This is a genomic window from Lysobacter sp. CA199 (genome assembly GCF_052078715.1).
Lineage (GTDB): Bacteria > Pseudomonadota > Gammaproteobacteria > Xanthomonadales > Xanthomonadaceae > Lysobacter.
The window spans coordinates 388,729-395,777 of the sequence record NZ_JBQJIL010000009.1; the positions used below are offsets into that span (position 1 = coordinate 388,729).

The 7,049-nt window shown below is 63.1% G+C and carries 4 protein-coding genes, 3 tRNA genes and 1 pseudogene; 7 read left to right on the top strand and 1 reads right to left on the bottom strand.

Annotated features, from left to right (window positions below):
- Positions 1–33: 33 nt before the first annotated feature.
- The 7 genes and pseudogenes from uvrC to ACTOWJ_RS18585 form a co-directional block, all read left to right on the top strand.
- Positions 34–1,872, top strand: a pseudogene (gene uvrC / locus ACTOWJ_RS18555) (excinuclease ABC subunit UvrC); the annotation flags it as partial.
- Positions 1,873–1,988: 116 nt separating this feature from the next.
- On the top strand, positions 1,989–2,564 hold the full coding sequence (gene pgsA, locus ACTOWJ_RS18560; RefSeq protein ID WP_441336089.1) for a CDP-diacylglycerol--glycerol-3-phosphate 3-phosphatidyltransferase: 576 nt from the start codon (positions 1,989–1,991) through the stop codon (positions 2,562–2,564).
- A 179-nt stretch (positions 2,565–2,743) separates the two neighbouring features.
- Positions 2,744–2,819, top strand: a tRNA-Gly gene (locus ACTOWJ_RS18565).
- Positions 2,820–2,982: 163 nt separating this feature from the next.
- Positions 2,983–3,056: transfer RNA gene (locus ACTOWJ_RS18570), tRNA-Cys, on the top strand.
- A gap of 44 nt (positions 3,057–3,100) precedes the next feature.
- Positions 3,101–3,176: transfer RNA gene (locus tag ACTOWJ_RS18575), tRNA-Gly, on the top strand.
- A 567-nt stretch (positions 3,177–3,743) separates the two neighbouring features.
- Positions 3,744–4,112 (top strand): DUF5713 family protein, encoded by a 369-nt coding sequence (locus ACTOWJ_RS18580; RefSeq protein WP_441336090.1) that lies wholly within the window; start codon positions 3,744–3,746, stop codon positions 4,110–4,112.
- A 540-nt stretch (positions 4,113–4,652) separates the two neighbouring features.
- Positions 4,653–6,332: a sensor domain-containing diguanylate cyclase gene (locus tag ACTOWJ_RS18585; RefSeq protein WP_441336091.1), complete on the top strand. Its 1,680-nt coding sequence runs from the start codon at positions 4,653–4,655 to the stop codon at positions 6,330–6,332.
- A 308-nt stretch (positions 6,333–6,640) separates the two neighbouring features.
- On the opposite strand, the gene ACTOWJ_RS18590 is transcribed toward ACTOWJ_RS18585, so the two are convergent.
- Positions 6,641–7,049 (bottom strand): hypothetical protein (locus tag ACTOWJ_RS18590; RefSeq protein ID WP_441336092.1); only part of this gene is annotated, 409 nt, incomplete at its 5' end.

Sequence of the window (7,049 nt, forward strand, 5' to 3'; positions counted from 1 at the left end):
ATCGCGCGCGGACGCACACGGGAGCGCTCGCGCATGAGCGCCGCGCAACCCGCGCCGTTCGACGGCAAGGCCTTCGTCAAGAACCTGAGCACCGCACCGGGCGTGTACCGGATGGTCGGCGCCGACGACAACGTGCTGTACGTCGGCAAGGCCAGCGCGCTCAAGAACCGCGTCTCCAGTTACTTCAACGCCACGCCCAAGTCGGCGCGGATCATGTCGATGCTCGCGCAGACCGCGCGCATGGAAGTCACGGTCACCCGCACCGAGGCCGAGGCGTTGATCCTGGAAAACCAGCTGATCAAGTCGCTCAAGCCGCGCTACAACGTGCTGCTGCGCGACGACAAAAGCTATCCCTACGTGCTGATGACCAACGAGGCCTGGCCGCGCATCGCCATGCACCGCGGGCCGCGCGCGATCGCCGGTCGCTACTTCGGCCCCTACGCCAGCGTCGGCGCGGTGCGCGACACGCTCAATCTGATGCATAAGCTGTTCCGCCTGCGCAGTTGCGAGGACAGCGTGTTCCGCAACCGCTCGCGGCCGTGCCTGCAGCACCAGATCGGCCGCTGCAGCGCGCCCTGCGTCGGGCTGGTGCCGGCGCGCGACTACGCCGAAAGCGTGCGCCGCTCCGGATTGTTCCTGGAAGGCCGCAGCGACGAACTCACCGACGAGTTGGGCCGCGACATGGAAGCGGCCAGTTCGCGCCTGGATTTCGAGGACGCCGCGCGCCTGCGCGACCTGATCGCCGGCATTCGCAGCCTGCAGGCGCGCCAGTACGTCGACGGTCGCGCCGCCGATCTGGATGTGCTCGCGGTCGCGATGCAGGGCGTGTCGGCCTGCGTGCTGTTGCTGGCGTTCCGCGACGGCCGCAACCTCGGCACCCGCGCGTTCTTCCCGAAGACCAACGGCAGCGACAATCCCGAGGAAGTGCTGACCGCCTTCATTTCGCAGTACTACGGCGAACAGACGCCGCCGGGCGAGATCGTGCTCGACCGCGACGTTCCCGACCGCGAACTGTTCGAACAGGCGTTCTCGGCCTCGGGCGAGCGCCGCGTGCAGATCAAGACCAATGTGCGCGGCGAACGCGCCGGTTATGTCGATATGGCCAAGCGCAACGCCGAACTGGCGCTGGGCACCGAACTGACCAGCCACGCCGCGCAACTCGTCCGCGTCGAAGCGCTGCGCGATCTGCTGCGCATGCCGGCGTTGCCGCAACGCATCGAATGCTTCGACATCAGCCACACCATGGGCGAGGCCACGGTGGCTTCGTGCGTGGTGTTCGACGCGCAGGGACCGGTGCGAGGGCAGTACCGTCGCTACAACATCGCCGGCATCACCGAGGGCGACGACTACGCGGCGATGAATCAGGCTATTTCGCGGCGCTTCCGGCGCGCGGTGGAAGAATACGGTGTGTTGCCCGACATCCTGCTGATCGACGGCGGCGCCGGCCAGGTGGCCCAGGCGCGCGCGGCCTTGGATGAACTCGGGGTGGAAGGATTCGCGTTGGTCGGCGTAGCCAAGGGCCCGGCGCGGCGCCCCGGCGATGAGGAATTGCTGCTGCCCGACGGCCGCATCGTGCGCCCCGGCGCCGAGTCTCCGGCGCTGCAGCTGATCCAGCAGGTTCGCGACGAGGCGCACCGTTTCGCCATTACCGGCCATCGGGGGCGTCGTCAGAAGACGCGCAACAGCAGTAGGCTGGAGGACATTCCCGGCATCGGCCCGCGCCGACGCGCTAATCTGTTACGGCATTTCGGCGGTCTGGGCGGTCTGAAGGCCGCCGGGATCGAGGAAATCTCCCGGGTCGAGGGCGTCAACGAAGCCTTGGCCGAGCGCATCTACGCCGCCCTGCACGGGCTGGACGCGCCGGCCGAAGCCTCCACGCCCACCGCTCCGGGACTTACCCCCAAGGCCGCGGCCGCGGGCAGCAGGACCCAAAGCAGTAAACCCGCCGATGCCGCGCAGGCGCCGTCGGACCGCAAGCGGAGCGAAGGATGAAGTTGACCATACCCACCATGCTGACCCTGGCGCGGATCGTGCTGATCCCGGTGCTGGTGGTGGTGTTTTTCCTGGACTATCCGTGGACCAACTTCGCGGCCGCGTTCATCTTCGCCTTCGCCTCGATCACCGACTGGCTCGATGGCTGGATCGCCCGCCGCTACAACCAGTACTCGGCGTTCGGCGCCTTCCTCGATCCGGTCGCCGACAAGCTGATGGTCGCCGTGGCGCTGCTGCTGATCGTGCAGAAGCACCCGACCGTGTGGATGACGCTGTGGGCCGCGGTCATCGTCGGCCGCGAAATCGCCGTGTCGGCGCTGCGCGAATGGATGGCCGAACTCGGCCAGCGCGCGGCGGTGAAAGTGGCCGCGATCGGCAAGATCAAGACCATCGTGCAGATGGTCGCGCTGGTGTGTCTGCTGTATCAGGAAGACATCCTGGGCCTGCCGGTATTCAAGATCGGCGAGTGGATGTTGGCCGCCGCCGCGTTGCTGACCTTGTGGTCGGGGCTGGCCTATTTGCGCGCTGCTTGGCCTATAATGCGCGCCGATACGAACAAGCCTTCGGCCTGACCGGCAACGGAACGGCTGGCGCGAACTGCTCCCCAACGGGGCCGGAACGCAACCTGGCAAGCCACCGCAGCCCTTACAGGGCGGGCTTCTCAGGCAGTTCGGACGCGGGCCGCAAGGCGCCGGGGCGTGAAGAAAGCAGTTGACAGTTTTCTTTCGATGCCTAAAATATCGCTTCCTCCGCGGGAATAGCTCAGTTGGTAGAGCACTACCTTGCCAAGGTAGATGTCGCGAGTTCGAGTCTCGTTTCCCGCTCCAGATTCAAGAAAGTTCCGGCGACGGAATCTTCTTAGAAACTAAACCCCCTCGCGGGGTTTTGTTTTTTAGAAAACGAATGCAGCGATCCAAAGATTGCAAGCCTTCGTCGCTCTAGGCAGTATGTGTTGGGCAATACGTTGTTGCGGTATGTGTCGACGTCACCGGCCGGGTGGCAGAGTGGTTATGCAGCGGACTGCAAATCCGCGTACGCCGGTTCAATTCCGACCTCGGCCTCCAATTCGGACAGCGGTAGCGCAAAGCGCCGATGTTCAAGGTTTCATGCGGGAATAGCTCAGTTGGTAGAGCACTACCTTGCCAAGGTAGATGTCGCGAGTTCGAGTCTCGTTTCCCGCTCCAATACGGTTCTCGCGGTCCAGGCTCAGGTCGGATCGCGGCAATCGCCGAAAGGGCCTCCGGGCCCTTTTTTCTTGCCCGCGATATTGTCGGGCGCCCGCATCGGCGTCGCGGCGCGTGCTTCGTGCGACCGACCGACTCGGCCGGTTACGCCTGGCCGCATCGTTCCGAGCGCGCTGCGCGGTTGTCGTGCGAGCGCCGCTGTCGCTGCGTTGGCGCTGCCGCGCAGGCAGTTCGGCACGGCGTGTGCGAGCAGAGCATACGGAACACGCATCAGATCGCCGGTATCGAGGTTGCTGACAGAGCGGCGCCGATGCCTTGCGCGACGCGGGCGACCGCGATCGCTTCGTGTATGCGTTCAACTGGTTCAGCGTCCGCCGCGACGAAGCCGGAGCCAGGCACCAGACCTCGCTGATCTATCGCTGGTCGATAGCGGGCCGGAACTGGCCGCGGAATCCAGGCCACCGAGCGCAGCTTGGCCCTGCTTACCCGCGTTTCGGCGTAGTGGGGAGGCCGTCCGTGCGGTTGGCCGCGCATGCGGCGATATTATCCAGGCGTCCAGGAAGGGTCATGCCGGCCCGGCCGCACCAGGAGGTTCAGGTGGCGATCGTCAACGAACAGCTGAAAACCTACGTGTTCCTGCGCGACATGCAGAACGACGCTTACTTCCCGCCGCATCTGGTGACCAAGGGGCAACAGATCCTGATCGGTCTGTGCGAGGCGATCGAGGCCCAGCGCCCGGCCGATCTGGATGCCTTGTACCGGCTGACTCACGCGGCGACGGATCGTTTCAACGATCTGGCCGAGGAGTTCTACGCTCACGACAGCGAAATCGAAACCGCCGCGCGCGAAAGCATCGGCGGCGATTTCGCCTTGATCGCGCAGGCGTATGGGTTTGAGGCCGATATCGAGGAATTGATCGCGACTCGCGATTGGTGAATTCCGATGCCGACCGCGCAATGAGCCGCTCGATAGCGTTTCCGCCGCCGCCTCATGGACTACCCTGGGAAACGTAGACGCTTCCGGCCGATAAGGCGTCGCGAACCTTGCTTATGGTGCCCGGAGCCGGCACCGCAAAGTCGATCTACGTAATTGAATTAATTAACAACAAAATGCCTATAATTCAGTCCGTATCCCCATTCGTATCCCCGGAAAGGTCGGGCTGCCCTGGGATGTCCCAGGACGAATCCACGACAGACTTTTGACCGTCCGTGCGTTGGGAGTCCGGATCAGAACGGAGCCGGCCGCTTCGCGACGCCGTCGAGAACGCGAATGACCCGCCGCAACGGCATGTCTTCCTCCACCAGTTCCTGACGCAGCGTCGCCGACATCGTCCTGTCCAACGCGGGGAATTGCCATCTGGCCTATGCCACCCTCAAAAAGCGACGGCGGACTCATTTCCCAGAATAAAGCGTGATCGCGTCCGCGGCTCCGGGGGCAGGCCCAAAGCTATTCTTACTACGTGAGATAGGGGCAGACATGGACAGTTTTGCGCGTCGGTTCGTACAAATCGCGGCCTTGCTATTGGCATCGTTCTTCACGGCATCGGCCGCGCCACAATCAGCGCTCACGCTTTCGGCGTTGCCCGCCGATGTGCGCAATACCTCGCCTGATTCTGTCCGCTCGCCGGAAAATCGGCACCTGTTCCGCGCCGTGCCCGGTCAGTCCATCGAGTCGAGCGACAAGAAACCGCACTGGTGGCGGCTCACCGCGACGCGCGATTTTAGCGCAGCGGATACGCCACAACTCGTCATGTCGCAACCCCACTTCAAACAGTTGGAAGTGTGGCGCCCTGGCGAAACAGCGGCGGTTCTCCGCACGCTCTATGGTCCCGACAGCGACCTGAGTCATTCCGCGCTCGCACATGTCATTCCCTTGCCGAACGGTTTGCGCGCAGGCGAATCGCTGTACATCCGAATTTCGTCAAACGCCAACTTGCCGTCGCAATTCTCGATCCTCCCGCTCCGAGACGTGTATGCGCAAGACAACGCATACAACCGCATCCGCACCTTCGTACTGACCGCACTTGGGCTGGTAGCGCTCTTGGCGATTGGTTTCTCCGTGTCGCTGCGGCAACGCGGCTATGCATATTTGGCGATCACCCTATTGGCGCAGATCGTTAGCTTGGCGATCGAGGGCGGGGACTTCCGGGGTAACGAATGGTTGTCGGTGTTCGCGATGGATCGCAGAACCAATATTCTGTTGAACACTGGCGCCGTGCTCGCGAGCGTCCGGTTTTTCATGTTCTTTCTGAGCCTGGAGATCACGCAGCCACGCGCAGCCCGTATTCTGGACATGTGCAGCATCGTATTGTGCGCCGTGCTCGCAGTCTCCACGGTGCAAGTGTGGGCGGCAACTGCTTACGTGGGCAATGCGGCATTGCTCACCGTCATCGCGACGGTGATTCCGGCGTGCGTGTATGCGATACGTCGCCGGCAACGGGAAGCATTCATTCTGCTGGCGGCGTGGACACCACTCATGTTCGTGCTGGTGGTTAAGATCGGTGGCTTGCAACAGTGGTGGCCGACCTACGATTGGTTGCAGTACGGATATCCGGGCGCGATAATGTTTGGTGGCCTGGGGCTGCTGCTGGGCTTTACGCACAAGCTGCGCCAGCTTAGCCATGACCGTGATTCAGCCCGCCAGCGCGCCACGTATGACGGGCTGACCGGCGTGCTGTCGCGCCCCGCGCTAGAAGATGCGCTGGCGGCATCCGTAGCCGAGGCGGTCGGCGGCGGCAATCCGCTATCGGTTGCGTTTATCGATGTGGATCGGTTCAAATCGATCAATGACAATCACGGTCACGCCATCGGTGACGAAGTGTTGCGCATCGTCGCGATGCGGCTGCGCAATCGGCTACGCCCTGGCGACCTGCTGGGACGATACGGCGGCGATGAGCTGATCGTGATTCTGCCAGCCACTTCGCTGACGGATGGGGTGCAACTGTCCGAAACTTTGCGGTGTGCGATAGCAGACAGCCCGATTTCTATCGATGGCACGCTAATTCACGCGAACGTCAGTATCGGGGTCGCGCAGTTACGTGCGCACGAATCCGCGTCGTCACTGATGAAGCACGCGGACGATGCGCTATACGCTAGCAAAGCTGCCGGTCGCGGCCGAGTCAGTGGGCATGGAGAGCGCGCCGAAGCCATGCCCTGAGCATGTGTAGTGCGCGACCCATCGCATTCACATCGGCGATTCTCAAGCACAGTCGTCACCAACACACCGGAGAATCGCACCATGAGCCACGCCCGTCGCTTCCTATCCATCCTTGCTGTCCTGGCCGTCCTGACACTTAGTGCCTGCACTGTCCCCACTGATCCGACGTTTGTCGGCCAGCGTGCCGGCGACATTGAGGTCCGTTCCGGTGTCCCGGCGTCGCCTCCGGAACGCGCGTCTATCTGATAGTCGGCCAGCGTGGGGCCGGCGACGGACCCCGCGCTTTGCCGTAATGACCGGTGACCGTACTAACACACCGCTGTGTTTTGACGGCCATTCGTAAGCTCATCTCTGGAACGAATACCCGCCATGAAGAAATCGCTCCCGCTCACCTTCGTTGCCGTTCTGATGGCCATCGTCTGTACCGCATGCGCGCCGCCGGTCGATCCGTCTTTCAGGTCTTGCGAACTACGTTGACAAAAAAATGAGAATTGCGCAATCGCCGAGCGCAATGTCGTCAACGGGAGCCAATGCCAATTCCGGCGAGGGAACGTTACCGATCCGGCCTCTTCCGTGTTCTTCCGGACAAGTCCGGGTCCTTCCTGGGACTGAACCGCATCGGGGGGGGCAAGCCGCGAACCTTCGCTAGTTCCAGCGCCTGCAATACGGTTCGCACCTGCAACGTCGGCGGGTTCCTCATCCCAGCCCGCGCGCGGT

Excerpts from the sequence above, each read along its gene's own strand:
- ACTOWJ_RS18585 (WP_441336091.1), top strand. The coding sequence starts at position 4,653 with ATGGACAGTTTTGCGCGTCGGTTCGTACAAATCGCGGCCTTGCTATTG.
- ACTOWJ_RS18580 (WP_441336090.1), top strand. The coding sequence starts at position 3,744 with ATGCCGGCCCGGCCGCACCAGGAGGTTCAGGTGGCGATCGTCAACGAA.
- pgsA (WP_441336089.1), top strand. The coding sequence starts at position 1,989 with ATGAAGTTGACCATACCCACCATGCTGACCCTGGCGCGGATCGTGCTG.